Source organism: Sinorhizobium fredii NGR234 (assembly GCF_000018545.1).
GTDB lineage: Bacteria > Pseudomonadota > Alphaproteobacteria > Rhizobiales > Rhizobiaceae > Sinorhizobium > Sinorhizobium fredii_A.
Map to the genome: position 1 here is coordinate 3,212,798 of NC_012587.1, position 26,231 is coordinate 3,239,028.

Sequence of the window (26,231 nt, forward strand, 5' to 3'; positions counted from 1 at the left end):
ATGACCCTCAAAGCTCGGTAGAAATAATGTTGTCGACGGCGATCCGACCGGCAATCACGCCGCGATCCGAGCCCGGCGGTGCCGGCCCCTCCTCTATCACCGTATAGAGCCTTTCGCTGCGGAAGGCGCTCGCCATATCGGTGGTCACGCCTTCTGCCGGCTTTGCGTCGATCTCGCGGAAATCGAGCTCAGCCTCCGAGGCGACGATCCGGGCGTCACCGCTGGAACGCGCGACGACAACCACCTCCCCCTGGTACCTGGCGTTCTGCCAGTTCGGGTCCTGCGGCTCGGCCAGCGGCGTCAACCGGTAAATCTTCAATACGTCCTGCATGGGCTTCCTCGATGGGTCATTCCGACTGGTCGATCGCATGCGGTGCCGGCTGACCCTCTTCGGCCGGACCGTCGAACGGAAAGATCGTCCAGAGCACCGCAACCAGCACCAGGACGACGATCACGGCTGCGGTCACGGTTTTCGACATCGTACCTTCCCGGCAATTGTTGTGAATCGATTCACAAAACCTACGGTTTTGCCGCTTCCACTATCAATCGCCGGAGATTGGAATTGTTCCCAGGCCCTTCGCTCCGGTCCTGCACCTTCTCGCTGCAGCCGGTGGGAGGCGGCTCGGCCCGCTTGGCAAAATCGGGAACAAAGTGCCCGCCTCCGCTTTCCTCCCTAGACAAGGAAGGAAGGATATGATGGCACGCAACAGCTCCAACGAGCCGGCCCGCAGAGACCCGGCTCCGCCTCCCGAAAAGGAGGTGCCGGTCCATACGCCGAAGAGCATGCAAGTACGGCCGGTCGTGCAAGGCCGCGTACCTCCGGTGCGCAGCCGAGACGAGCAGAACGTCGACCCGGACGAGGCGCTTCCGAACGACGAAGAGGAGCAGTCGATCTCCGACAACCTGTCACGCGAGGAAGTGCGCTTTGGCGACGTGAAAACGCCGAAGCCTGACTGACTCCGGGCGACGCCGGAGCGTCCGCCGTGCAAGCCGGTTGTTGCGGCAGAAAGGAGCAAGCATGTCCAAGATCCCCGCGACGGCAAGCAACCCGGCACAGGTGCGCGGGGACATCCAGCAGGGACGGACCGGCGACAAGAAGCCGGGCTTCGACCCGGCGGCGGCACCGCTTGAGACCGACGGCGAGGCGGCTGGAACTCCGCTCGATCCCGAGGCGACGCGACAGGCGAGGGCAGCGCAGCTGCAAGACAAGCCAGTTGAGGTCGCGACCGAGTTCGGCGATGCGATGCGCCCCTTTGACGCTGCGCAATCCGCTCAGTCGTCGAGGCCGCGGCTCGGACTGTCGCTGCTGATCTCCGGCGTCGTGCTCACGGCAACCTTTCTCGTCTACGCCGTCGCCGCTGGCTGGATATGACGCCGACCGACGGCAGTCGCCCGGGGGATGTCGCTCGGGCGCAGATTGAATCGCTCAGTCGAAGATCGCCCCTTTTGCACCTTCGTATTCACGCGCCAGGCTCTCTATGGCAGCCGACGCCTCTTTGAAGCTCCAGCCGGCCTCTTCGGCCCTGTGCGCCAGAGCGACCAGATCTCCGGTCATGTCTCCGCCAATGGCCGCAACGATGCTCTCCTGGGACACTGCAGCGAGGTCCGCGACGGCCGGCCTCAGGGCGGCGATGCAGTCTGCCTGCCGACCGGAATAGTCGGCGTCCCGTTGCGGCCGGGAAATCGCCTGTGATTCCTCCATGTCTCTCTCCTTCGAAGTGGATCCCTCTACGCCGCGCGCGCGTGGAGGGAATAATGGTCGGATTGCGAGAATTGTTCCTGCGGCGATGACCCCGCCGCTATTTAATCACCGCCGACCGCACGAGAGGGGCGGCAATGTGGCCGATCGAGCCGGCGTCGCTTTTCAGGTTCCGGAACAATTTTCCGCGTCGCGAATTACTTAGGTATCGCTCCACAAATGGGGAGCGACAATCAAGTCCCCCACCTTCGCTGTAAGGCAGTGTCCGCGTCCCGCGGGCACTGCTGGCGAGCACCTTGCGGCGATCCGCTGCCAATCTCTCGTATCGGCACCCTCGACAGGGCCAATGCTACGACGCACTGGAAAACGGGGATGCCCGAGCACGTCAGGCGCGATGCCCAGCAATGAAGAGCGGCCCGGAAGGGAACCGCGAGTCCTCGGGCTTATCCCCGCCTCTCGCACAGGATGCCGGGATCCTCCTCCCCTTTCGAGACATCGAAGAGCGTCGCCTCATCACCCTCGGTCCACCAGATGTAGCGGTCGCCCGCATATCTTGCCCCCGACCCGGAAAGCACGCCCGACGCGACGATAAAGTGGCCGCCGGTCGAGAAGGTGACGAGTGAGACGGAGCCGGCATTGATGTATTCGGCTTCGACCGTCTCCCCACCGCAATCGTAACGAACCCTCTGCCGATCGGCCGCGCCGGCGCCGGGAATTCGCAGCGTCAGCTCGGCCATCCCGGAGGAGGCCGACTCCGCCGAAACAAGGCGCATGACGGGCGCGCCATTCGACCCTGTCAGAGTGAGTCGCCTGCCATCCACTTTCCAGCTGACCTCGTTTTTCAGCGTGTCTAGAAACTTCTGCTCCTGCTCCATGATGGCGGGGGCGCACAAGGTGCGCGCCGCGGCGGTGGGGCCGAAGGTGATCGTTCTCTCCGAGAGGCTGAAGACGCCGGTGAACATGTTGCAGCCGCCCATCCCGCCATAGGTACCGTCCTCGTGAATGTCGAGCACCGTCTCCAGATCGTCGATGACCCCGCCGCCGCCGATGTCCTCGGCGAGCCAGGAACCGATCAGTTCCTGCGGCACGTTTTCGGCGGCGACCGATTGCATGGAGGCGAGCTCGATCATCACGCAGGCACAGGACGCGGCTGTCAGGGCTTTGAGCATCGGGAACTCCTTACGCAAATCGGCGCGGCTTTGCCGCCACATCGATTCTTACTCCAGCGGTGCCGCATAGAGAAGAGCGGCCGCTTCTTCGCTTGTTGCCGGCGGGTTTCGGCTGTAGAGCCTATCTAAATCGTTCGAACGAGAAGAATACGGGATTTGGCAATGGCATCCGGCGACGAGAGCAAGCGCCGTCTGACGATACTGGGCTCCACCGGGTCGATCGGAACCAACACGCTCGACGTCGTCGAGCGGCTCGGCGGGCGCAACCGTTTCGAAATCGCTGCCCTGACGGGCAATGGCAACATACCGCTCCTCGCCGACCAGGCGCGGCGGATGGGTGCGGAACTGGCCGTAACCGCCGACGAACACCGCTACGGCGAACTCAAGGATGCGCTTGGCGGCAGCGGCATCGAAGTGGCCGCCGGGCGGAGCGGCCTGATCGAGGCGGCCGAACGGGATGCCGGCTGGCTGATGGCGGCGATCGTCGGCAATGCGGGGCTCGGCCCCACGCTTGCGGCTGCCCGTCGCGGCGCCGATATAGCGCTTGCCAACAAGGAATGTCTCGTCTCCGCCGGCAGCCTGTTCATCGAGGCGGTCGCCAAGGGCGGAGGCCGGCTGCTGCCGGTCGACAGCGAGCACAATGCGATCTTCCAGGTCCTGGAGAACGACCAGCGTCACGCCGTCGAGCGCATCATCCTGACCGCGTCGGGCGGCCCGTTCCGCACCAAGTCGCTCGAGGAGATGCGGCATGTGACGGCCGACATAGCGCGCGCCCATCCGAACTGGTCGATGGGCCTGAAAATCTCGATCGACAGCGCTTCGATGTTCAACAAGGCACTGGAAATGATCGAGGCGCGCCATCTCTTTCGCCTGCGCCCCGACCAGATCGAGGTGATCGTCCATCCGCAGTCGGTCATCCATTCGATGGTCGGCTACAGCGACGGATCGGTGCTTGCGCAGCTCGGCTGCCCCGACATGCGGACGGCGATCGGCTATGCGCTCACCTATCCGAAGCGCTGCGATCTGCCGATCGAGCGGCTCGACTTCGCCAAGCTCGCCCGGCTCGATTTCGAGGCGCCGGACGAGGCGCGCTTCCCGGCTCTCCGCCTGGCGCGTCGCGCCATGCAGGCGGGTGGCATTCAGGGCGCGGTGCTGAACGGCGCCAAGGAGACGGCGCTGGAGGCCTTCATCAAGGGCCGCATCGGCTTCCTTGCCATGGCGGAGATCGTCGAGAAGGTGATGGACAGGCTCTCCGACCTGCCGGCCGCCGTGACGATGGACGACGTCTTCGCCGCCGACGAAAAAGCCCGGCTGACGGCTGCCGGGCTCATTCAATAGAGCGACATGAAGCGCTTCGCATGAATGCGATGATCAGCACCCTTACTCCGGCTTTGATCCATCGGTGGTAAAGATAGCTGAAAAGGTCCTTCCGTCGCCAATTCTCCCGCTGCAGGTCACTGTCGCCGGCTCTCCGGTGAATGGGTTCGTGTACATACACTTGCCGTCTGCCTCGAAGTCCTCAGCTCCGTCGCCTCCCTTGACGTTGATGATCACCTTGTCGATCAGCGACACATCAGCATCCTTGGCCGGGTTCTCACCGTCCATTCCGGAGAAAGAGATGGCTATACCTTCTTGAGTTGAAAAATGGAAACCGACGCGGCCATTCGGGTATGAAGTGCTGACAAGACCCGGCGCACAGGGCGCGTAAATCTCGTCGCCGACCACAAGTTTGTCGCAGGTTCCCTTCAAAAGGTACACGTCTGCGCCGTTCAATTTCCTGGCTAAGGATGGCGTGGATGAGAATGCAATTCCAACGGCAACCACTAAGATATGCTTCTTCATAATTCACCCTTGAGAACTATGAAGAAACACTAACTTTGAACATTGGAATGCGCAATCTCCGGCTGTCTAGGCCACGGCCCGCGCCAGCGCGCAGCGCGACCACAGCGAATGCAGGGCGCCGACCAGGTGGTCGATATCGGCATCGGAATGCAGCGGCGTCGGCGTGATGCGCAGGCGCTCGGTCTTCTTCGCCACCGTAGGATAATTGATCGGCTGGACATAGACGCCGAAATTGTCGAGCAGCAGGTCGGAGATCCACTTGCACTTGGCCGCATCGCCGACGATCACCGGGACGATATGGCTCGGATTGACCATGTGCGGGATGCCGCGCTGATCGAGCAGCGAGCGCAGCCGCCGCACGCGCTCCTGATGGGCGAAGCGTTCGCGCTGGCTTCCCTTGAGATGCCGGATCGAGGCGAGCGCGCCGGCGGCCAGCGCCGGCGGCAAGGCGGTCGTGAAAATGAAGCCGGAGGCGAAGGAGCGGATGAAATCGCAGAGTGCCGCCGAACCGGTGATGTAGCCGCCCATGACGCCGAAGGCCTTGCCGAGCGTGCCTTCGATCACCGTCAGCCGGTGCATCAGCCCTTCGCGTTCGGCAATGCCGCCGCCGCGCGGGCCATACATGCCGACCGCATGCACCTCGTCGAGATAGGTCATCGCCCCGTATTTGTCGGCGAGATCGCAGAATTCCTTGATCGGCGCGATGTCGCCATCCATCGAATAGACGGACTCGAAGGCGATGATCTTTGGCGCACGCGGATCAGCCGCCGCAAGCTTCGCCTCGAGGTCGGCCACCGAATTGTGCTTGAAGATGACGCGCTCGCATTTCGAATGGCGGATCCCCTCGATCATCGAAGCGTGATTCCCGGCGTCCGAGAAGACGATGACACCGGGAATCTTCGAACAGAGGGTGCCGAGCGCGGCCCAGTTGGAGACATAGCCGGAGGTGAAGAGCAGCGCCGATTCCTTGCCGTGCAGGTCGGCGAGTTCGCGCTCGAGCAGGACGTGGTAGTGATTGGTTCCGGAGATGTTGCGCGTTCCGCCGGCGCCGGCGCCGCATTCGTCGATCGCCCGCTTCATCGCTTCGGTGACGACCGGCGACTGGCCCATGCCGAGATAATCGTTCGAGCACCAGACGGTGACTTCCTGGCTGCCATCGGCCGTGTAGCGCGTCGCCTTGGGGAAATCGCCGCGGTGGCGGGCGAGATCGGCGAAGACCCGATAGCGGCCTTCCTGGTGCAGACCGTCCAGTTCGTTTTTGAAGAAACTCTCGAAATCCATCATCATCTCCGATGCCCTGCCGCCTTTCATTCATTCAAAGCGACCAGGGGTCAACCCCGGAATGGGCCCGCGCGCGCAGCTGCGGCAAAAGGCCCCTAGTTTTGAACTATTCCAAAACGACTAGCGCAACTCAATCCCTTCAACTTTGATCGAAGTCAAGCAATTGTGACAAAGGACGGCCGCAGCCGCCCTTTTTCGAGACTAAAGTCGCCCCCTCAGGTCGCCGCGACGGCGCGCTTGGTCATAACCCTGACGAGATTGGCGCGATAGGCCGCGCTGGCATGAAGGTCTGTCAGCAAATCCGATGCATCGACCGTCACATTCGCCACCGCATCCGGCGACCAGTTGGCGGCGAGCGCCGCCTCGAGGCCCGGATGGCGGAAGACGCCGCTCGAGCCGGCCCCGGTCACCGCGACGCGGACATCACCATTGTCGCGCCGGGCGACGAAGACCCCGGCCATGGCGTAGCGCGAGGCCGGATTGGCAAACTTCTGGTAGGCCGCCTTCGCCGGCGCATCGAAGCGAACGGCCGTGATGATCTCGCCCTCCTCCAATGCCGTCTCGAACAGGCCCGTGAAGAACGCGTCTGCCCTGATCTCGCGCCTGTCGGTGACGACCACCGCATCGAGCCCCAGCAGGGCGGCCGGATAGTCGGCCGCCGGGTCGTTGTTGGCGATCGAGCCGCCGATGGTCCCCATGTGGCGCACGGCGGGGTCGCCGATGTGAGCGGCGAGGCCGCAGAGGGCCGGACAGGCCGCGCTCAACTCGGCGGAGGTGGCGACCTCCTCATGCGTCGTCGCGGCGCCGATCCGGACCGACCGGCCGTCGACGGCGATCCCTTTCAGTTCGGCGATGTGGCGAAGGTCGACAAGATCGCTCGGCGCCGCCAGCCGCAGCCGCATCGTCGGGATCAGCGTCATGCCGCCGGAGAGATATTTGCCCTCCGCCGCGGCGCCCATCATTTGCACCGCCTCCTGGATGGAGGAGGCTCTGTGATAGTTCGTCTCGTACATGTGTGTTCCTCCCCGTCAGTTGCCGGTTTGAGCGGCTGCCCAGACCTTTTCCGCGGTCGCCGGCATGGTCAGCTGGTTGTTGCCGATCGCGTCGGTGATCGCGTTGATCAGCGCCGGCGGCGAGCCGATCGCACCCGCCTCGCCGCAGCCCTTGACGCCGAGCGGGTTGTTCGGACAGGGCGTGTTCGAGGTCGACACCGTGAAGGACGGCAGGTCCTCGGCGCGCGGCATGGCGTAGTCGAGATAGCTCGCCGTCAGCAATTGGCCGCTGTCATCATAGCGGACCTCCTCGAGCAGGGCCTGGCCGATGCCCTGTGCGATGCCGCCATGCACCTGCCCCTCGACGATCATCGGATTGATGATGTTGCCGAAATCGTCTGCCGCGACGAACTGGATGACCGTCGTCCGGCCTGTCTCCGGATCGACCTCCACCTCGCAGATGTAGCAGCCGGCCGGGAAGGTGAAGTTGGCGGGATCGTAGAAGGCGCTCTCCTTCAGCCCCGGTTCAAGCCCGGGTGGCAGATTGTGGGCCGTATAGGCGGCGAGCGCCATCTGGAACCACGGGACGGACTTGTCGGTGCCGGCGACCTTCAATGCGCCGTCTTCGATGACGATGTCGCTCTCGTCCGCCTCCATCAGATGCGCCGCGATCTTCTTCGCCTTGGCCTCGACCTTGTCGAGCGCCTTGGCGAGAGCCGACATGCCGACCGCGCCGGAGCGTGAGCCGTAGGTGCCCATGCCCATCTGCACCTTGTCGGTATCGCCATGCACGATATTGATGCTGTCGATCGGCAGGCCGAGCCGGTCGGCGACGAGTTGGGCGAAGGTCGTCTCGTGTCCCTGGCCGTGGCTATGCGAGCCGGTCATCACCTCGATCGTGCCGACCATGTTGACCTTGACCTCGGCCGATTCCCAAAGACCGACCCCGGCGCCGAGCGAACCGACCGCCGCCGAGGGCGCAAGCCCGCAGGCCTCGATGTAACAGCTCATGCCGATGCCGCGTTTCATTCCGCGTCCTTCTGCCTCGGCCTTGCGTGCCGCAAAGCCGCTCCAGTCGGCCGCCGCCATCGCCGCGTCGAGCGACGCTTCGTAGTCGCCGGCATCGTAATTCATGATGACCGGCGTCTGGTGCGGGAAGGAACGGACGAAGTTGGTGCGACGGAGCTCGGCCGGCGAAAGGCCGAGCTCGCGCGCCGCCGTCTCCATCGTCCGCTCGAGAAGGTAGGTCGCCTCCGGGCGCCCGGCGCCGCGGTATGCGTCGACCGGCACGGTATTGGTGTAGACGGTGCGGACATTGGCGTGGATCGCCGGGATGTCGTATTGGCCGGAAAGCAGCGTCGCATAGAGGTAGGTCGGCACGCAGGAGGAGAACAGCGACATGTAGGCGCCGAGATTGGCGATGGTGTCGACCTTGAGTGCGGTGATCCCATTGCCGGCGTCGAAGGCCATCTTCACGGTCGAAACGTGATCGCGGCCGTGTGCGTCGGTCAGGAAGGCTTCTGTCCGATCGGACGTCCACTTGACCGGCACACCGGTCCGCTTCGAGGCCCAAAGACAGACGATCTCCTCCGGATAGATGTAGATCTTCGAGCCGAAGCCGCCGCCGACGTCGGGCGCGATCACCCTCAGCTTGTTTTCCGGCGCGACATTGTAGAAGGCGCTCATCACCAGCCGCGCCAGATGCGGGTTCTGGCTGGTGGTGTAGCAGGTATAGTGATCGTCGCCGGCATCGTAGATCCCGAGCGTGGCGCGCGGCTCCATCGGATTGGGCGACAGGCGGTTGTTGAAGATCTTCAACTCCGTCACGTGCGCGGCGGCGGCGAGCGCCCGGTCGACGGCTGCGGCATCGCCGAGCTCCCAGTCGAAGATCAGATTATTGGCGGCCTCCGGGTGAAGCTGCGGCTGCCCGTCGGCGAGCGCCTGCACCGGATCGGTGACGACCGGCAGGGGCTCGTAGTCGACGACGACCGCTTCCGCCGCATCGCGCGCCTCGGCGACACTGTCGGCCACGACGATCGCCACGGCGTCGCCCACATAGCGCACCGTCTTGTCGGCAAGCGGCCGCCAGGCGCCCATCTTCATCGGCGAGCCGTCCTTGGAGTGGATCATCCAGCCGCAGATCAGGTTGCCGATCCCGTCGGCCAACAATTGTCTGCCGTCGAGCACGTCGATGACGCCGGGCATCGCCCTGGCTGCCGTCGCGTCGATTCCGGCGATCGTCGCATGCGCATGCGGACTGCGCACGAAAGCCGCGTATTTCATGCCGGGCACCGACATGTCGTCCGTATAGCGCCCCTTGCCCGTCAGGAAACGCCTGTCTTCCTTGCGCGCCACACGCGCGCCGATCCCATCAACGCCCATTGCCTATCTCCTCCCGAGACCAAGCGAGATCCTGGATTGTTTTCAGCGGCTTGCCGCTCATTCCGCGGCCTGACGCACGCCGCCCATCTCATGGGCCGCGGCGAGGATCGCCTTGACGATGTTGTGGTAGCCGGTGCAGCGACAGATATTGCCTTCGAGTTCGGCGCGCACCATCGCCTCGTCGAGAGCGCTGCCGTGACGTCGGATCATGTCGACCGCCGTCATCACCATGCCGGGCGTGCAGAAGCCGCACTGCAGGCCGTGATGCGCCTTGAAGGCCGCCTGCACCGGATGGAGCTCGCCGTTCTGCGCCAGCCCCTCGATGGTCGTGATCGCCGAACCCGCGGCTTGCGCGGCAAGTATGGAACAGCTCTTCACCGATTGGCCGTCCATGTGGACGACGCAGGCGCCGCACTGCGACGTGTCGCAGCCGACATGCGTACCTGTCAGTCCGAGATTTTCGCGGATAAAGTGCACCAGCAGCGTCCGGTCATCGCAGACGCCGCTCACCTGGCGGCCGTTGACCGTCATCGTTATTTTCGCCATTTCGCTCCTCCGGTCGGTCCGTACCAAGGCGAGCGCGGCTTCAAATCGGGTGAGATATGTTCACGCGACTGAAAGTACGCGCCCTGATATCAATGCCCTTTGCCAGCGGTCCGCTCCTCCCGGACTGCTTGGCGACGTTGTATCATTTGTCTTTTTTCCGAATGTCGCAACCGCCTCGGCTGCACAAGGGCAAAAAAATCCGATACCGCATGTAACGCCGGAAACAGCGCCTTCATCTTCTGTTCAGGAAGGATGGCATTATCTTGCGGCCGGACGATCGCGCCGCCTCCAGTAGACTTTCCTGGGCGGCGGGGTATTTTCCGCATTGCAAGTTCAAGTGGAGGGACGCCGGTTCCGTCTTTCCACCATCACTCAAAAGACGGACGAGGCGACAGGCTGACATCCGTAGAGATCGGAGAGGACTACATGAAGAAAGCCATCGCACTTGTTCTGGTCGCCCTGTCGGTCGCAAGCTGCACGCAGACGGAAAAGGGTGCCGGCATCGGCGCCGCGTCGGGCGCGATCATCGGCGGCGCGATCACCGGCGACGTGCGCGGTGCTGCCGTCGGCGCAGCCATCGGCGGTGTTTCCGGCGCCGTCATCGGCCATGTCACCGACCAGCCGGGCCAGTGCTACTACCGCGATCGCTACGGCCGCCGCTACATCGACGCCTGCTGATTGCCGCGGCAATCGTCGGACGATCGGCCCCGGAGCGATCCGGGGCTTTTTTGTGTTCGGAGGCGGCGACGGCCGCCGTGCGGCTGACGGGCGGCGCGCCGCAAGCTCGAGAGGTCGGCTGCACGAGCTGATCAGGCGCCCTTCGCTTTCTTCTGAGAGCGTCCAGCAGCTCTTACCGACAGGTTTTGGGGCCACGGCGGCGCGAATGAGTGCCTTCAACGCCCGTTCATCGATCCTGTCGCCCTCATGGATATCGATCGCACGCCGGGTATTGCCCTCCAGGCTGGAATTGAAGAGGGCCGAAGGGTCCTCCAACGAGGCGCCCTTGGCGAAGGTCAGCTTCACGACACTCTTATAGGTCTCGCCGGTGCAGATGATTCCGCCGTGCGACCACACCGGAACGCCTCTCCACTTCCACTCCTCGACCACTTCGGGGTCGGCTTCCTTGATGAGCCTTCGGACCCAAGCGAGCGTCTCGCCGCGCCAATCGTTCAACTCTTCGACTTTCGCGTCGATCAGCTGAGAGGGAGCGCTTTCTCCTTCGTTCGAGCCGTTCATCCTCATCTCCGTGTTCGTTTCACGTTTTTCAGGGGTGCTGTCGCGCACGTCGCCCTCGCCGCTCACATTCGTTCGCCGGGCAATTGGCTGGCCTGCTTCACCCAGGCGGCGAACTGAGCCTCGTCGAGTTCATCGCCCTCGTGAATATGGAAATAGCGCACCTCCTTCTGCTTCGACTCGCCGGGCGGCACAGGACTGAGCGACGCACCGCGAAAGAAGGCCACCTTGATGTATTTCGTGAAGCAGTGGATGCCGAGGAACCAGCACTGCTCTTCCATGCCGTATAGCGGCGAGTTCCATTTGACCGCCTTGCGCACCTCGGGGACGGTGCGCTCGATGAGCGCGTCGAGGCGACGCCCGACGTCGCTCTTCCAGTCCGGCATGGCCGCGATGTAGGCCTGCACGGGGGCGTCGCCGTAGCCCTTGGCGATCTGCGGGTTGCCGCCTGAAAGAAGGGTCGGCTTCGCGGCCGTTGCGGGGCCGTTGCCCTTGGTTGCCGTGGCTTTGCGCGCCGCCGGCAATCCCTTGGCCGCGGCCTTGGCGGGCTTGCGGGCAGATGACTTGGCGAGCGACTCGCGCGGCTTGGCCGCCTTCTGAGCGACCTTCGTCGGCTTGATGGGCACCTTGTCGGCCATGGAATTCCTCCGCTGATAGACGACAGGTGACCGAAGATAGTTCGATTTCCCGTGATGTCGACCGACTACGGGACCGCGCGTCCTGTTGGACGGTCAGCTCGGCCGGTGCTTCCGGGGCGCAGACATTCGCGCGATGACAATCGTCGTGCCCCTAGGGCCCGCGCTCGTCTCGAGCTCTGCATTCAATTGCTCGACAAGCGCCTTGACGATCGTGGTCCCCAGTCCCGGGCTCATCGCCGGATCCGATTTGCCGATACCGTTGTCCGACACCGTCAACTGCCAATCGGCGGCATCGGCTTTGTATGTGACGAGAACCTGGGCATCGGCACGCGGCGTCGGGAAAGCGTGCTTTATCGCGTTGATAAGGAGTTCCGTTACGATGAGACCGATGTTGACCGCTCCGCCCGAATCCACCTCCGCATGGTCCGCAAGCACTTTGACGGCGATCGGCTCCCGTCCCCCGATCATTGATTCTGCAAGGCTCTGGCACAGCTTGCTCAGATAGGGACCTACCTCGACCTTGTCGACGGCTGCGGACGAGTTCAGGTGCTGCTGCACCGCCGCGACGCTCATTACGCGCTGTCGGGCATCCTCCAGGTGGTCCCGGGTTTCTTCGGAGTTCACCGCGCGGGCCTTGAGCATCAGAATGCTCGCAATGATCTGAAGGCTGTTGGCGACGCGATGCTGGAGTTCCTGAAGGAGAACATTCTTCTGGCGCAGCAATTCTTCGGTCTGCGCGTGGAGCTCTTCCTTCTCGCGCTCCGCCAGGCGACGCGCGGTGACATCGACGAAACCGAGCAGGACTGTCGAGTTCGTCTTGCCGTCAAAGAGCACGCTGCGCGCGCTCAAGAGCATGATCTTCTGGCCGACATTGGGAAAGTCGTGCTCCACCTCGAAATTCTCCATCGGCGTCCTTTCGCCCACGACCTTTCCGAGAAGGAGACGCAGCGCGGGAATATCCCACTGGCCGTTGCCAAGTTCGTAGATCGGCCGATTGAGCGTCTCGGCGGGATCGACCTTGAAGCTCCGATAAAAGGAGCGGCTGGCCATGATCACCCCGAGTTTGTCGTCGAGCACGACAAAAGGTTCCGGGATCGTCTCAACGATCGCGACCGCCAGGCTGCGCGCGTCCTCGACGCTTTTGATCCTCGAAATCATCTCGAAGCCGTCCGGAAAAGAGGTGGAACGGAGGGGAGCCCAATGTGTTTTACTTTGTACGATGAACGCGCCCGGTCCACAAGAAATCGCCAGCTGTCATCGATCGAGATAGCGACATTGATGCCATCGTCCGTGCTCGCGTCCCGGCTGCAAACAGCGATGCCGTCGGTATACCGTCACACTTGTTACTCGCACCATCGGTTTTCCGGTGCCAGGCTATCCGAAGACCAACAATGAGCGTTCGACAGCGAATTGGGCCTCGAACGCGAGGCGCAGCAATTCGCACAGGAGTGGAGGTTTTAAAGCCATGACGATATCAACCGAGGCCGTCATGCACACGCCACCGGTTGTCTCGACCGAGGTGTGGGAGACGGCACGCAAAGAGCTGCTCGTCAAGGAAAAGGCCCAGACGCGCGCCCGTGATGCGCTTGCCGCCGAGCGACGGCGGATGCCGTGGATGGCGGTTACAAAGGACTACACGTTCGAGGGGCCGGCGGGCAAAGTGAGCCTCACCGACCTGTTCGACGGCCGGCGCCAGCTGATCGTCTACCGCGCCTTCTTCGAGCCGGGGGTGTTCGGCTGGCCTGACCGGGCCTGCCAGGGCTGCTCCATGGTGGCCGACCAGGTCGCCCACCTCGCCCACCTGAACGCCCGAGACACCACCCTCGTCTTCGTCTCGCGGGCGCCCCAGGCCGATATCGCGCGGCTGAAGAAGCGCATGGGCTGGGAGATGCCGTGGTTCACCATCACGGACAGCTTCGATGCCGACTTCGGCGTCGACGAATGGCACGGCACGAATGTGTTCTACCGCGACGGCGACCGCGTGTACCGGACCTATTTCATCAACAACCGCGGCGACGAGCAGATGGGAAGCACCTGGAACTACCTCGACATCACGCCGCTCGGCCGGCAGGAGGTCTGGGAAGACTCGCCCGAAGGCTATCCTCAGACCCCGCCCTACAAATGGTGGAACTGGCACGACAGCTATGCCGAGGGTGCTGCGCCCGACAACAAGTAGGTTGAGATGCCGGATGCCGGAGAGGCGGCGTCCGCGACGAGCGCGCCATAGCCCGAGCCTCTTCCGGAGGATCAACGGGCTTGGCGGGCTGTCGATCAAAGGCCCATCCCGGCCATCCCGGATCAGCGGCCAAAGCCCTTGAGGCCCTGAAATCGCCCCAAGCGTAAGGGCGATCGGCCTTTATTTTTGTGCCCGAAGCACCACAGAACGAGTCCATTGTGCCCGAAATCCAACCCGAATCGCCCCTTCGGGGGTGGATGCGGCCGACCCTGATCGTTAACAAATGGAAAACTTTGCCCTGCTAGAGTGCCCATTGCCGCACATGCAGGCAGTGAGTAAGGAGTCGCCTGAAACGGGATGCGGAGGATGTCTCCACCACGCTCGGGTACTGCGTATTGGAAGGCGGCGACAGCACTTGCTCTTGCGGCCTCGACGGCGCTCGGCCCGATTTTCGCCGGCCAGGCCCATGCGATCCGGATTTTCGGCATGCGCTTTTTCGAGAGCGCCGAAGAGCAGGTGCAGGTTCTCGACCCCGTCAACTACACGCTTACCTTCGAGCCCGGCACGGACGACGAGGAGTTGCGCGAGGCACTCGAAAACGCGTCGCAGCTCAACCAGGATCAGGAAAAGCCGGTCTCCGGCGACCTCGGACTTCTGATCAAGGCGCGCGACGACCGGGAGCGGCTGCTTGCCGCGCTCTACGAGAAGGCCCGCTACGGCGGCACCATCACGATCCTGATCAATGGCCAGGACATCGACAGCCTGCCGCCCGACCCTTCCTTCCCCGACGGCCAGGCCGTGCCGGTGACGGTGCGCGTCGCGCCGGGGCCGGCCTTCACGCTCGATGCGATCAAATTCGAGGGCGATGCCGCGGGGCTCGACCCGGCGACCTACGACCTGACGCGCGGCGCCCGCGCCGACTCGACGCTGATCATCAAGGCGGGCGAGCAGATCGTCATCGATCTCAAGGAACAGAGCCGGCCGCTCGCCAGGATCAGCGAGCGCAGCGTCGTCGCCGACCATGCCACCTCCACGGTCGACGTGACGATCAGGGCCGAATCCGGACCGGTTGCGCCTGTCGGCGACCTCACCGTCACCGGCACCAAGACCGTCGACCCGAATTTCGTGCGCGACTATTCGCGGCTCAATCATGGCCGGCCCTATTCGCCGGAAAGCATCCGCAAGGCGGCCGAGCGGCTCAGGACGCTGAACGTCTTCTCCAGCGTCACCATCGTCGAGGCCGATCAGCTTGCGCCGGACGGCACGCTCCCGATGAACATCCAGGTGTCCGAAGGCAAGCACCGCTACTTCGGTTTCGGCGGCCAGGTCTCGACGACCGACGGTCTCGGCCTGCAGGGCTATTGGGGGCACCGCAATCTTTTCGGCCGGGCCGAATCGCTCCGGATCGAGGGCTCCGTCGACCGGATCGGCGAGACCACCGATGTCGGCGGGCTCGACTATTCGGCCGGCATTCTCTTCGCCAAGCCCGGAGCCTTCGGGCCGGCATCGACCTTCACGGCGAGCGTCAAGGCGGCGATCGTCGATCCGGATGCCTATAATGCCAAGACGATCACCGCCGCTGCGGGCGCCGGTTTCGAGCTTACGCCCGAGGATACCGTCTCGGTCGGGGCGGAGCTGGGATGGGCGGATATCGACGATGCCTTCGGCTCGAATTCCTATCTGACCGCCGCGATCCCGCTCGAATATGTCCGCGACACCCGCGACGACAAGTTGAATGCCACGCAAGGCTACCGGGCGATGATCAACGCGAAGCCGAGCTACGAGATCGAGGGCCAGACCTTCTTCAGCTCCTTCGAGACCTCCGCCTCCGCCTATCATGCACTCGGCAGCGAGAACCGCTTCGTGCTGGCCGGCAAGCTTGGCGCCGGGGTGCTCGTCGGCGGCGACGAGCTTTCCGACATTCCGGCGACCCGGCGCTTCTTCCTCGGCGGTGGCGGCTCGGTGCGCGGCTATTCCTTCCAGGAGATCAGCCCGCGCAATGCCGACAACGAAGAGACCGGCGGCCGCTCCTATGTGAACGGCTCGCTCGAAGTCCGCATTGCGGTCACCGATACGATCGGCATCGTGCCCTTCATCGACGCCGGCAGCGTCTCGACCGGGACCGCACCGGATTTCTCCGACATACGCGCCGGGGCCGGCATCGGGCTGCGCTATGCGACGCCCTTCGGGCCTATCCGTCTCGATTTTGCGGTTCCGCTCAACAAATATCCGGGCGGCACCGAATACGGCATCTATGCCGGCATCGGCCAGTCTTTTTGAGGCTGAGCCGCGAAGCCATGGTAGAATAGCATTCCGTCCAAGCGCGATGCGCTTCCGTCCTGCCGATTCCAGAGCGGCGTAACATGGTCTATGGATAGGACATGAATCAGGTCATCGGCACATTTCGATCAGCGCTGCGCTACTTCTTCGCCTTCCTCGGCGTGCTCGTCGTTGCGCTGCTTCTCCTCGTCGCCTTCCTCGGCTTCACCGTGCCCGGCGCGCGCGTCGTCGCCTGGGCGATCGAAAAATATGCGGCCACACCCGACCAGATCGTCCGCATCTCCGATCCGGGCGCGCTGCTCACCGGCGATTTCACCGCCGGAACGGTGACGCTTTTCGACGGCGAGGGAATCTATGCGGAGGTTCGCGACCTGTCGGTGAACTGGTCGCCGGCCGAACTTCTGTCGATGCGCTTCGACGCGAGCCACATATCTGCCGCCTCCGTCCGCCTCGAACGGCTGCCGATCCCCTCCACCGAGACGAAGGAAGTTCGAAGCACGCTCGCCCTGCCCGTGGATGTGAAAATCGATGCCCTCGATCTCCAGGAGATCGTCATCGGCAAGGCGATCGCCGGCAAGGACCAGTTCCTGACCGCCAAGGGCAAGGTCGACGCGACCAACTCGAGCATCGCGCTCGCCTTCGATGCGGCCGAACGCGACCGGCCGGAAGCGCGCGCCGTCGCCGACCTCGTCTTCAATCCGGCCGGCAACGAGCTGAAGCTCGAGGCCGAGATCGCCGAACCGAAGGGCGGGCTGCTCGCCAAGCTGTTGCGGCTGCCGGGCGAACCATCGGTCGATATCCGGCTCACCGGACAGGGGCCGCTTTCCGACTGGACCGGCTCAGGCACCGCGTCGCTCGACGGCAGCGAGCTTCTGCGGCTGGAGGGCCGCCACGTGTTGGCGGCCGATGGCATGCACAACCTCAATCTCTCCGGCGGCGGTGCTTTCGCCACCCTGATGCCGACCGCCTTCAGGCCGCTTTTCGAGGGAACGACCAGCATCGACCTGACGGCCGCCTTCGACGGGAAGCGCAAGGTCCGGATCGACGCGGGCAAGCTTGCGACCGGCGCCTTGACGCTGAACGCCTCGGGAACAGTCGACAGCCGCGGCGAAAACAATCTTCAGGCAAGCGTCGCCGGCACGAGCGGCCCGTTCGATTTCCGCTGGCCGCTGAAGGACGGCGAGCTGCAGGCCCGCATCAACACGGCCAACCTGACGCTGATCGGCGAAGGGCAATCGGCGATCCTCGACATTGCCGCCGATATCGCCTCGCTCGGCCTGCCGCAGGGAAATCTCGGCGCTATCCGGCTCTCGGCGCAAAGTGACGCCTTCAACCTCGAAACGCAGTCCGGGTCGCTGAAGACGGCGGTGGAAATCGGCGAGACGCGCTTCGCAAGCGCCGATCTCGACCGGGCGATTAAGGCCCCCATGAAGCTCGCCGGCACCGTCGCGATCGCGCCGGAGGATATCCGCTTCGACCCGTTGACGATCGAAAGCCCCGGCATCGGCGGCTCCCTCACCGGCAGCCTCGATCGCACCGACACGACACTCGGGGCTGCGTTCAAGCTCTTCGCCGTTCCGGGCGTGCTGCCGCCGGCGCTCGCCGAAAAGTTCGAGAAGACGATCGCCGTCTCCGGCAATCTGCTGACCGAAGAAGACGGCAGCCTTCAGGTGAGCGGCCTCGAGATCAACTCCGAAGCCGTCGAAGCCTCCGGCTCGCTTACGCTTTCGGGCGAGACGCTGACGGCCGATCTGAAGGGCGCGGTTCCGGATCTCGGCCGATTTTTGCCCGACGCAAAGGGCAGCGCGGCCTTCCAGGCGGCCGCCTCCGGCCCCTTGGCCAAGCTCGGCGTCAAGGCGGAGATCACCTCGAGCGGCGCGACGCTCGCCGGACGCACGCTGAGCGATCTAACCATCAATGCCGATGCGACGGCGACGCCCGGCAGCCCCGAAGCGAAGCTCACCGCCACGGGCACGCTCGACGGCCAGGCGATCGACATTCGCGCCGACGTCGTTTCGAAGGACGGCCGCACCTCCGTTCCGGTGCTGGAAGCGAAAATCGGCGGCAACAGCCTCACCGGCACGATCGACCTGACGGCCGATTTCAAGCCGAACGGCAGGTTCGACTTCAACCTCCCCGATCTCGGGCTCCTTGCCGCCATGGCCGGCCAGCAGGCCTCCGGCGACCTTGCCGGTTCGGCGACGCTCGAGACCGTCAACGGCGTCACGTCGGTCGCAATCAAGGCCAATGGCAACACCATCGCGCGGGACGCGCTGACGATCGCCAAACCAGCCGTCGATCTCGGCATCGCCGACATTGCCAGACTGGCAATCAAGGGCAGCGTCAGGGCGGAAAGCATTGCGCAGGGCGACAACCGGGTTTCCGACCTCACCCTCGCTTTCGAACAGCAGGGAAGCCGGACCGGCTTTTCGGCCGAAGGCCTCTATGACGGCGCGCCGCTCAAGGCAGCCGGCGAGCTGACGAGCGACGCCGGCCGCACCGAGATCCGCCTTACCTCCGCCGCGGCGGCACCGAGACGCCTGCCGCTGAGCCTCGCCGGGCCGACCGTGATCGCCATCGAAAACGGCGTGGCTCATCTCGACGGGCTGACAATCCAGGCTTCGACCGGCACCGTCGCCGTTTCCGGCACGGCCGGCGATAACCTCGACCTCCGGGCGAGCCTGAACGACCTCCCCGCCGTACTCATAAACATCTTCGCGCCGACGCTCGGCGCCGAAGGCACCATTGCCGGCACGGTCGATATCGATGGCGAAGCGCAGGCCCCGGTGGTCGCCTACGACCTCGCCTGGAGCGGCGCCTCCATGTCCTCGCTGCGATCGGGAGGGCTTGCCCCGCAGGATCTGACCGCCAGGGGCGCGGTCACCATCACCGACGCGACGATCAGCTTCGACCCGACGACGATCGAGAGCCCCGGGTTCCGCGGTAATCTCGTCGGCAGCCTCGCCCGTGCCGAGAAAACGGCGACGGCGAGCTTCGACGTCCGGGCTGAGCCGGGCTTCCTGCCGCCTGGCCTTCAAGCGAGATTCGACGCGCCGGTGGCCGTGTCGGGCAAGGTCGAGACCGGCGGCGACGGCAGCGTCAAGCTGCGCGCCCTCGAGATCCAGTCCGGCACCGTCAACGCCAGCGGTTCGGCAACCATCGCCGAAGGTCAACTCACCGCCGACATGGAGGGTACGCTGCCCGATCTCGGCAAGCTGCTTGCCGATGCGGACGGAAAGGCCGGCTTCAACGCCGATGTTTCCGGCCCGCTCGATTCGCTGGCCATCAAGGGCGAGCTGACCTCGAGCGGCGCAAGGCTGGCCGGCCGCTCGCTGTCGGACCTGATAGTTACCGCGGACGCAACGGTCAAGCCGGGGAGCCCGCAGGCAAAACTCAGCGCGACCGGCGCGCTCGACGGCCAGCCGATCGATGTCCGGGCCGAAGTGGTTTCGGCGGAGGGCCGGACATCCATCCCCACCCTCGAGGCGAAGATCGGCGACAACCGCATCACCGGCGCGATCGACCTGACGGCGGATTTCAAGCCGAACGGCACCATCGACTTCAACCTTCCCGATCTCGGCCTGGTCGCCGCCATGGCCGGCCAGAAGGCGTCCGGCGACCTTGCGGGCTCGGCGAAGGTTGCGACGGCAAACGGCGTCACATCCGTGTCGATCAAGGCAAGCGGCAGCAGCATCAAGCGTGATGCGCTGGCGGTCACCAAGCCGGTGGCCGATATCCGCATCGCCGACATCGCCGCTCTGGCGATCCGTGGCACCGTCAGGGCCGACAGCGTCGCGCAGGGGCAGAACCGCGTCTCCGCCCTCAACCTGACCTTCGACCAGCAGGGCGGCCGGACGGGCTTCGACGTCGCCGGCCAGTATGACGGCGCTCCGCTTGTCGCCAAGGGCGATCTGTCGAGTGCCGGCGGCCGCACCGAAGTTCGTCTCGCCTCGCTTTCGGCCGCGCCGCGGAAGCTGCCGCTGAAGCTCGCCAGGCCGACGGTCGTCGCCATCGAGAATGGCGTCGTGCGCCTTGGCGACCTGACCATCCAGGCATCGAACGGCACGATTGCCGTCGCTGGAACCGCTGGTGAGAGGCTCGACATTTCGGCGAGACTCAATGCCTTGCCCGCCGCCCTGATCAACACCTTCGCGGCAACGCTCGGCGCCGAAGGAACGATCGACGGAACCGTCAATCTCAGCGGCACCGCCGCCGCGCCGGTCGTCAACTACGATCTGAGATGGAGCGGTGCTTCGGTCGCCGCCGCGCGCGGCGCCGGCGTGACGGGCCTGCAAATCGCGGCGAAGGGTCGATTTGCCAACAACCGCGTCACGCTCGACGCGACCGTCTCGGGGCCGGGTGGCCTCACCTTCCGGGGCGGCGGCCAGGTCGACGTTGCCGGCAACATGCCGATGTCGATGAAATTCGCCGGCGATGTGCCCTTCGCGCTGCTTGCCGGCATCATGGCGGAGCAGGGTTTCACCCTTACCGGTTCGGCGAGGGTCGATCTGTCCCTCTCCGGTTCGGCCAGGGCGCCGCAAATCGCCGGCACCGTTTCCACCACCGGCGGCCGGCTTGTCGACGTTCGGCGCAATCTGGCGCTTAACGACCTTGCGGCCAATGTCACGCTCGACGGCCGGCAGGCGACGATCACCAGGCTCTCCGGCAATCTCGCCAGCGGCGGATCGATCGAGGCAAGCGGCACGGTGGGCATTGTCGCCGGTTCCAACTTCCCGGCCGACCTCCGCATTCGCCTCAACAACGCCACCTATGTGGACGGCACCCTGTTCACCGCAAATCTTGCCGGTGACCTGACGCTCAAAGGCCCGCTCGTCGCGACGCCGGTGCTCGGCGGCGAACTGACGATCCGCAGGGCGGCGATTACCGTGCCGGAAAGACTGCCGACCTCGCTCGCGGCGATCGACATCAAGCACCGGAACGCGCCGGCCGGGGTCAGGCAGATGACGCGGGACGTGCGCAGGGAGACGTCCGGTGGTGCGAACGGCGTCAACGCCAGCGGTGTCATCGCCTTTGATCTCGCCGTCCGCTCACCCGGCCAGTTCTTCGTGCGCGGCCGCGGCATCGATGCCGAACTCGGCGGCGACCTGACGATCCGCGGCACCGCCGTCCGGCCGATCGTCTCCGGCGATTTCGACATGCGGCGCGGCCGGCTGGAAATCCTCGGCAAACGGCTGACCTTCACCGACGGCCATATCGGCTTCGGCGGCGATCTCGTGCCGACCCTCGACCTCGACGCCAGCTCGAGCGCCGGTTCGACCACCATCACCGTCAACATCGCCGGACCGGCCAATAACCCGACGGTGACCTTCTCCTCCTCGCCGGCGCTGCCGCAGGACGAGATCCTGGCGCAGCTGATTTTCAACCGGTCGCTCAACAACCTGTCGGCCTTCCAGATCGCCCAGCTCGCCTCGGCGGTCAGCCAGCTTGCCGGCGGCAGCTCGACGTCGCTGCTCGACGGCCTGCGCAACAAGCTCGGCGTCGACGACCTCGACGTCACCACCGACGAGAGCGGCGCCGCCCAGGTGCGGGCCGGCAAATATCTCAACGACCGGACCTATCTCGAGCTGCAGCAAGGCTCGGACTCCGCCTCCAGCAAGGCGATCATCAATCTCGACATCGGCCGCGGCGTGAAGCTGAAAGGCGAGGCCGCCGGCGACGGCGCGGCCGCCGGCGGCATCTTCTTCGAGCGGGAGTATTAGGCGGGACTTGTGCTGAAAGACCCCTCCCCAACCCCTCCCCACAAGGGGGAGGGGCTTTGGTGCCCGCTGCGCCCGACTGCCATTGCCCAATCGCAACCGCCGCCGGAACGGCTCAAAAGAGGCGGTGCGGGCGCGGCAGGTTAAGCCCTCCCACCTGTGGGGAGGGGGTGGGGCGGGGTCTAGAATCAGGAGCACAGCTGCCCCGATCAAGCAGCATTCCTCTCCACCCCGAAGACGTCCAAGTCGCTCTCATCGATCGCCATGAACAGCGCCCAGATATGGCCGAACGGATCGATGAGCGCGGCGACGCGGTCGCCCGTCGGCAGGGTCTCGACCGCATTGCGCAGGCTGGCGCCGGCGCCCATCGCCCGGGCGAGCACCCGATCCACATCGTCGACATGCAGCTCGAGAATCGCCGCCGTCGTGCCGAGCGCATGCGGCGAGCGCGGCCCGCCGAGGCGCGGCTCGGCATCGCGGCGCGGATTGGCGCCGGCCACCCGGAAGATCGAGGCGCCGATGCCGAGGTCGGCGCTCGTCAGAATGCCGCTCCATTCATGGCGCTGGAGGAGCTCGGCGCCGAAGACATCGCGATAAAATGCGATCGCCCGCTCCTCGTCGCCGTGCCTGACGAACAGTTTTATGCAGATCTGTCGCGCCGTTGCGCCGCCACCGGAAATGGCCATGACATCCTCCCTTGTTCGCTGAGACGCAGCATCTTAAACGAGCATGAGAACAAATCAAGAACAAACTCGACAGTGCGATCAGAAAGCGCCGGTCAATTTGCTGGTCTTGAGCAGAATGTTCGTTTCCGTGACGGTGATGCCGTCGATGAGCCGGATGCGGCGCAAGGTCTCGTCGAAGCTGGCGAGGTCGCGGTCCTCGAGTTCGGCGATGAAGTCCCATCGCCCATTGGTGCTGTGCAGCGCCCTCACCTGCGGCAGGCCGCGCAACTGCTCGGCAACCCGATCGGCCATCTTGCCATGAACCTCGATCATCACGACGGCGCGGACCCCCGAGGCAAGGATTTCCGATCCCGTCCGGATAGTGAAGGCCGCGATCGTTCCGTTGGCGACCAGCCGGTCGATGCGCGCCGCGATCGTGGCGCGCGATACCCCGGTCTTCGCCGAAAGCGTCGAGACCGGAATTCGCGCATTCTGCCGCAGGGCGCTGATGAGGGCCTGGTCGAGATCGTCCATTCTCTTTCACTTTGTCAGAGGCAGCTTATCAATATGCGAAGTATAGCCTTCTTATCCGCAGTTTTCCATCTTTTTGCTGTCACAGCCTTTGGCGATAATCCGTCTCGACCCTTGAGATTCCGATGAGAGAAGAGGCGGACATGAAGAGCATTACGTTGATCGGCGCACCCATCGAGGAAGGTTCCGGGCGCCGCGGCGCGGCCATGGGCCCGACGGCGCTGAGGATTGCCGGCATCGACACGGTGCTTTCCGAATTGGGCCATACGGTTCACGACGAAGGCGACCTGCGGCCACTGCCGGCCCGCGACCTTCCGAACCATGCGGGCGCGAACAATCTGCAGATGGTCGCCGCCTTCGCCCGGGCGCTCAACGACACGGTACATGACACGGCCCGCAAGGGACATGTCCCGATCATTCTCGGCGGCGATCATGCCCTGTCGATGGGCAGCGTCTCCGGCATGGCGCGCTACGCGCACGAGGTCGGCCGGCCGCTCTTCGTGCTCTGGCTCGACGCCCACGCCGACTTCAACTCGCCTTCGACGTCGCCATCCGGCAACATGCACGGCATGCCGGTTGCCTTCTTCTGCGGCGAAGCGGAATTCACCCCGATTCTCGCCGCAGATCGGCCGCTCGTCGATCCGAAAAGGGTCTACCAGGTCGGTATCCGTTCGGTCGATTCACGCGAACGCGAGGAGATCGCCGAGCACGGCGTCAATGTCTACGACATGCGGGCCGTCGACGAGATAGGCATGGCCCATATCATGCGGCAGATCCTCGACGACGTGCGCGCCGCCGACGGCCTCTTGCATGTCAGCCTCGACGTCGATTTCATGGATCCGGAGTTTGCCCCCGGCGTCGGCACCACCGTGCCGGGCGGCGCCACCTTCCGCGAGGCCCATCTCATCATGGAGATGCTTTGCGACAGCGGTCTCGTCTCTTCGCTCGACGTCGTCGAACTCAACCCGTTCCTCGACGACCGCGGCAAGAGCGCCCGCATACTGGTGGAGCTGACGGCGAGCCTCTTCGGCCGCCGCATCCTTGACCGGCCGACCCGGAGCGCCTGAGAATGGCCCGATCCCGGCCGCCGCCGAATCGAAGCGGCGGCCGGAGGAGATAGCGAGAGGCATCGATGAAGACCACGGCCGCCCTGATCGAGACCGAACATCTGCTCGGCGCACACAATTACAAGCCGCTCGACGTCGTGCTGACGCGCGGCGAAGGCGTGTTCGTCTGGGACATCGAGGGCAACCGTTATCTCGACTGCCTGTCGGCCTATTCGGCCGTCAACCAGGGCCATTGCCACCCGAAGATCTTCAAGGCGATGGTGGAGCAGGCGCAGAAGCTGACGCTCACCTCGCGTGCCTTCCGCAACGACCAGCTCGCGCTCTTCTACGAGGAGATCGCTGCGCTGACCGGCTCGCACAAGGTGCTGCCGATGAATTCCGGCGCCGAGGCGGTCGAGACGGCGATCAAGGCCGTCCGTAAATGGGGATACGAGGTCAAGGGCGTCGCCGCCGACCAGGCGGAGATCATCGTCTGCGCCAACAATTTCCACGGCCGCACCATCGGCATTGTCGGCTTTTCGACCGATCCCGACTCGCATGACGGATTCGGTCCCTTCGCGCCCGGCTTCAGGATCGTTCCCTTCGGCGACATCGATGCCTTCCGGGCGGCGATCAGCGAGAACACCGTCGCCTTCCTGGTCGAGCCGATCCAGGGCGAGGCCGGCGTCATCGTACCGCCTGCCGGCTATTTCGCGGAAGTGCGCGAGCTCTGCACGAAGCACGCCATCACGCTTGTCCTCGACGAGATCCAGACCGGTCTCGGCCGCACCGGCAAGCTCCTCGCGGAAGAACACGAGGCCATCGAGGCGGATGTGACACTGATCGGCAAGGCGCTTTCCGGCGGCTTCTACCCGGTTTCTGCCGTGCTTTCGAATTCGGAGGTCCTCGGCGTGCTGAAGCCCGGCCAGCACGGCTCTACCTTCGGCGGCAACCCGCTCGCCTGCGCGATCGCCAGGGCGGCACTGAAGGTGCTGACCGAAGAAGGCATGATCGAGAATTCGGCGCGGATGGGCGAACGCTTCATGACGGGGCTGACGGACATTCGCTCCAACATCATCAGGGAAGTCCGCGGCCGCGGCCTGATGCTCGCCGTGGAACTCGTGCCGGAGGCCGGCGGCGCACGCAAATATTGCGAGGCGCTGAAGGCGCGCGGCATCCTCGCCAAGGACACCCACGGCGACACGATCCGCATCGCCCCGCCGCTCGTCATCACCGCGGGAGAGGTCGACTGGGCGCTCGAGCAATTCGCGGCGGTGCTCGCTTCCACCTGAACCGTCCCACGCCAACTCGGCGATGCCTGGTCTTTCGCGGGGCATCGTAAAAAGCAAGTCTTAACGAATCCCGGCCTAGTATGCCGCCAAAGCGCAAGGCGGGCTCCCCGCGCATGATGCGGCTTGCGCCGCGCCGGATGTCGTCGGCGGTCCCATTACGAAGTCGCGCCTCGCGGGCGCCGACGGGAAGCCGGAAGGAGCTTTGAAATGACTGGCACGTTGAAAACGGCTGGATTTGACGGCGAGACGCTGGAGATCATCGCGTTCCGCCTCCACGATCAGGAATTCTGCGTCAAGACGACGACGATCCGCGAAATCCGCGGCTGGGCGCCTTCGACGCCGATCCCGCATTCGCCGCCGGAAGTGATCGGCGTCATGAACCTGCGCGGCACGGTTATCCCGATCATCGACCTCGCCCACAAGCTCGGCATGAAATCCACCGTCGCCAACGAGCGCAGCGCCATCGTCGTCGCCGAAGTCCACAACATGGTGATCGGCCTCGTCGTCGACCGCGTCTCCGACATCCTGACGGTCCAGGGCAGCCAGGTACAGCCGGTCCCGGAAGTCACCGCCTCCTTCGACAAGAGCTTCGCCGAAGGCATCATCGCCAACGAGAACGGCATGATCTGCTTCCTCAACCTCGCTCGCATGTTCAAGGAGCGCGAGGTGGAAGAGCTCGCCGCCTGACATCCGGCACCTCCAGCCGATCAAGGCCGTCTCGCTACTGCGAGGCGGCCTTTTT

The 26,231-nt window shown here is 64.7% G+C and carries 23 protein-coding genes and 1 pseudogene; 10 read left to right on the forward strand and 14 right to left on the reverse strand.

What is annotated here, in order from left to right:
* Window positions 1-7: 7 nt before the first annotated feature.
* Together NGR_RS26445 and NGR_RS33600 are read right to left on the reverse strand one after the other, a co-directional pair.
* Window positions 8-331 carry a hypothetical protein gene (locus tag NGR_RS26445; RefSeq protein WP_012709550.1) on the reverse strand — a complete coding sequence of 108 codons (324 nt, stop codon included), beginning with the start codon at window positions 329-331 and terminating at the stop codon, window positions 8-10.
* 16 nt (window positions 332-347) lie between these two features.
* The gene (locus NGR_RS33600; RefSeq protein WP_012709551.1) at window positions 348-479 is read right to left on the reverse strand and encodes a hypothetical protein; all 132 of its coding nucleotides are present in this window, start codon (window positions 477-479) and stop codon (window positions 348-350) included.
* A gap of 217 nt (window positions 480-696) precedes the next feature.
* Here NGR_RS33600 and NGR_RS26450 point away from each other — a divergent pair, with 217 nt between their 5' ends.
* Together NGR_RS26450 and NGR_RS26455 are read left to right on the forward strand one after the other, a co-directional pair.
* Window positions 697-957, forward strand: coding sequence for a hypothetical protein (locus tag NGR_RS26450; RefSeq protein ID WP_164924507.1), 261 nt, complete (start codon window positions 697-699; stop codon window positions 955-957).
* 61 nt (window positions 958-1,018) lie between these two features.
* Window positions 1,019-1,372, forward strand: coding sequence for a hypothetical protein (locus NGR_RS26455; protein WP_012709553.1), 354 nt, complete (start codon window positions 1,019-1,021; stop codon window positions 1,370-1,372).
* Between the two features lie 54 nt (window positions 1,373-1,426).
* Here the strand turns inward: NGR_RS26455 and NGR_RS26460 are convergent, their stop codons facing one another.
* Window positions 1,427-1,702, reverse strand: coding sequence for a hypothetical protein (locus tag NGR_RS26460; RefSeq protein ID WP_012709554.1), 276 nt, complete (start codon window positions 1,700-1,702; stop codon window positions 1,427-1,429).
* 440 nt (window positions 1,703-2,142) lie between these two features.
* Complete coding sequence (locus tag NGR_RS26465) at window positions 2,143-2,868, reverse strand: META domain-containing protein (RefSeq protein WP_164924508.1); 726 nt, start codon at window positions 2,866-2,868, stop codon at window positions 2,143-2,145.
* A 162-nt stretch (window positions 2,869-3,030) separates the two neighbouring features.
* Between NGR_RS26465 and dxr the strand changes: the two genes are divergently transcribed.
* Window positions 3,031-4,206 (forward strand): 1-deoxy-D-xylulose-5-phosphate reductoisomerase, encoded by a 1,176-nt coding sequence (dxr, locus tag NGR_RS26470; RefSeq protein WP_012709556.1) that lies wholly within the window; start codon window positions 3,031-3,033, stop codon window positions 4,204-4,206.
* A gap of 42 nt (window positions 4,207-4,248) precedes the next feature.
* Here the strand turns inward: dxr and NGR_RS26475 are convergent, their stop codons facing one another.
* From NGR_RS26475 to NGR_RS26495, 5 genes are all read right to left on the reverse strand, one after another.
* A complete protein-coding gene (locus NGR_RS26475) occupies window positions 4,249-4,710 on the reverse strand; it encodes a hypothetical protein (RefSeq protein WP_012709557.1) in 462 nt (153 codons plus the stop codon).
* A 66-nt stretch (window positions 4,711-4,776) separates the two neighbouring features.
* Window positions 4,777-5,991, reverse strand: a complete 1,215-nt coding sequence (gene hemA, locus NGR_RS26480) for a 5-aminolevulinate synthase (protein WP_164924509.1) — start codon at window positions 5,989-5,991, stop codon at window positions 4,777-4,779.
* Window positions 5,992-6,206: 215 nt separating this feature from the next.
* The gene (locus tag NGR_RS26485; protein WP_012709559.1) at window positions 6,207-7,004 is read right to left on the reverse strand and encodes an FAD binding domain-containing protein; all 798 of its coding nucleotides are present in this window, start codon (window positions 7,002-7,004) and stop codon (window positions 6,207-6,209) included.
* Window positions 7,005-7,019: 15 nt separating this feature from the next.
* Complete coding sequence (locus NGR_RS26490) at window positions 7,020-9,365, reverse strand: xanthine dehydrogenase family protein molybdopterin-binding subunit (protein ID WP_012709560.1); 2,346 nt, start codon at window positions 9,363-9,365, stop codon at window positions 7,020-7,022.
* A 57-nt stretch (window positions 9,366-9,422) separates the two neighbouring features.
* On the reverse strand, window positions 9,423-9,911 hold the full coding sequence (locus tag NGR_RS26495) for a (2Fe-2S)-binding protein (RefSeq protein WP_012709561.1): 489 nt from the start codon (window positions 9,909-9,911) through the stop codon (window positions 9,423-9,425).
* A 426-nt stretch (window positions 9,912-10,337) separates the two neighbouring features.
* On the opposite strand from NGR_RS26495, the gene NGR_RS26500 reads away from it, so the two are divergent.
* Window positions 10,338-10,589 carry a glycine zipper domain-containing protein gene (locus tag NGR_RS26500; RefSeq protein WP_064242601.1) on the forward strand — a complete coding sequence of 84 codons (252 nt, stop codon included), beginning with the start codon at window positions 10,338-10,340 and terminating at the stop codon, window positions 10,587-10,589.
* Between the two features lie 131 nt (window positions 10,590-10,720).
* Here NGR_RS26500 and NGR_RS26505 read toward each other — a convergent pair.
* The 3 genes and pseudogenes from NGR_RS26505 to NGR_RS26515 form a co-directional block, all read right to left on the reverse strand.
* A pseudogene (locus NGR_RS26505) lies at window positions 10,721-11,153 on the reverse strand (DUF1801 domain-containing protein).
* Between the two features lie 56 nt (window positions 11,154-11,209).
* The gene (locus NGR_RS26510; protein WP_012709563.1) at window positions 11,210-11,782 is read right to left on the reverse strand and encodes a DUF1801 domain-containing protein; all 573 of its coding nucleotides are present in this window, start codon (window positions 11,780-11,782) and stop codon (window positions 11,210-11,212) included.
* A gap of 93 nt (window positions 11,783-11,875) precedes the next feature.
* A complete protein-coding gene (locus NGR_RS26515) occupies window positions 11,876-12,940 on the reverse strand; it encodes a sensor histidine kinase (RefSeq protein WP_012709564.1) in 1,065 nt (354 codons plus the stop codon).
* 307 nt (window positions 12,941-13,247) lie between these two features.
* On the opposite strand from NGR_RS26515, the gene NGR_RS26520 reads away from it, so the two are divergent.
* From NGR_RS26520 to NGR_RS26530, 3 genes are all read left to right on the forward strand, one after another.
* Window positions 13,248-13,958 (forward strand): DUF899 domain-containing protein, encoded by a 711-nt coding sequence (locus tag NGR_RS26520; protein WP_012709565.1) that lies wholly within the window; start codon window positions 13,248-13,250, stop codon window positions 13,956-13,958.
* Window positions 13,959-14,324: 366 nt separating this feature from the next.
* On the forward strand, window positions 14,325-16,238 hold the full coding sequence (locus NGR_RS26525) for an autotransporter assembly complex protein TamA (protein ID WP_012709566.1): 1,914 nt from the start codon (window positions 14,325-14,327) through the stop codon (window positions 16,236-16,238).
* Window positions 16,239-16,339: 101 nt separating this feature from the next.
* Window positions 16,340-21,958: a translocation/assembly module TamB domain-containing protein gene (locus NGR_RS26530; protein WP_164924510.1), complete on the forward strand. Its 5,619-nt coding sequence runs from the start codon at window positions 16,340-16,342 to the stop codon at window positions 21,956-21,958.
* Window positions 21,959-22,164: 206 nt separating this feature from the next.
* Here the strand turns inward: NGR_RS26530 and NGR_RS26535 are convergent, their stop codons facing one another.
* Window positions 22,165-22,641 carry a VOC family protein gene (locus tag NGR_RS26535; protein WP_012709568.1) on the reverse strand — a complete coding sequence of 159 codons (477 nt, stop codon included), beginning with the start codon at window positions 22,639-22,641 and terminating at the stop codon, window positions 22,165-22,167.
* A 78-nt stretch (window positions 22,642-22,719) separates the two neighbouring features.
* A complete protein-coding gene (locus tag NGR_RS26540) occupies window positions 22,720-23,154 on the reverse strand; it encodes an Lrp/AsnC family transcriptional regulator (RefSeq protein ID WP_012709569.1) in 435 nt (144 codons plus the stop codon).
* A gap of 140 nt (window positions 23,155-23,294) precedes the next feature.
* Here NGR_RS26540 and rocF point away from each other — a divergent pair, with 140 nt between their 5' ends.
* The 3 genes from rocF to NGR_RS26555 all read left to right on the forward strand — a co-directional run bounded on the left by rocF (window position 23,295) and on the right by NGR_RS26555 (window position 26,176).
* A complete protein-coding gene (gene rocF / locus NGR_RS26545) occupies window positions 23,295-24,218 on the forward strand; it encodes an arginase (RefSeq protein WP_012709570.1) in 924 nt (307 codons plus the stop codon).
* 65 nt (window positions 24,219-24,283) lie between these two features.
* The gene (rocD, locus tag NGR_RS26550) at window positions 24,284-25,489 is read left to right on the forward strand and encodes an ornithine--oxo-acid transaminase (RefSeq protein ID WP_012709571.1); all 1,206 of its coding nucleotides are present in this window, start codon (window positions 24,284-24,286) and stop codon (window positions 25,487-25,489) included.
* Window positions 25,490-25,696: 207 nt separating this feature from the next.
* Entirely contained in the window at window positions 25,697-26,176 is a 480-nt protein-coding gene (locus NGR_RS26555) for a chemotaxis protein CheW (RefSeq protein ID WP_012709572.1), read from the forward strand.
* Window positions 26,177-26,231 lie beyond the last annotated feature (55 nt).